The organism is Lentibacillus salicampi (assembly GCF_004565465.1).
Lineage (GTDB): Bacteria > Bacillota > Bacilli > Bacillales > Amphibacillaceae > Lentibacillus > Lentibacillus salicampi.
The window spans coordinates 1-549 of record NZ_SRHY01000131.1; the positions used below are offsets into that span (position 1 = coordinate 1).

The 549-nt window shown below is 50.1% G+C and carries 1 protein-coding gene; it reads left to right on the forward strand.

The window, feature by feature from the left end; translation table 11 throughout:
* The coding region (locus tag E4U82_RS19690; protein ID WP_209300616.1) for a hypothetical protein at positions 1 to 437 on the forward strand (437 nt) is incomplete at its 5' end.
* Between the last annotated feature and the right edge of the window lie 112 nt (positions 438 to 549).

The window sequence follows — 549 nt, forward strand, 5'->3', positions numbered from 1 at the left end:
CTACAGCTTTACCAGCTACAGCAACGCCGGTTAGGCTTTGCGCCATGCAAAAAGGCCGTCTGAAACGTTTTCAGACGGCCTTTTTTTTGTTGCTGGCTTTACAGGAAATCATAACCGCTTGTGTCGATGCCGGCGTGGCGGTTGCGGTTTGCTTCGGCCAGATATTTAATGCGGTAGCAGCGGCGTTTAGACTCATCTTTGCCTACGCGGCAATCACCGCCCAAAGCATACATGGCGGCACCGTGTGCCAAAGTCCAAGTGGCAGGTTTTACGGCTTGCCAATCAATGCGGCGGGCGCGATAAGCGGCTTTAAATTCGGCGCGGCTGAAGTTTTTGCGGGTGGCGCCGGTGAGGGTGGTTTGAGCTTGCATTTTGATTTCCTTTCGCCCCTGTTTGTCGGATTTGGCGGCTGGGGCGCTGCTGCCATATGGTTATAATATTATAATCATGCCGATAATGCAAGCACTTTTTGCATGATTTTTTAAAATAAGTTTAAAGGCCGTCTGAAACGTTTTCAGACGGCCTTTTTTTTGTTGCTGGCTTTACAGG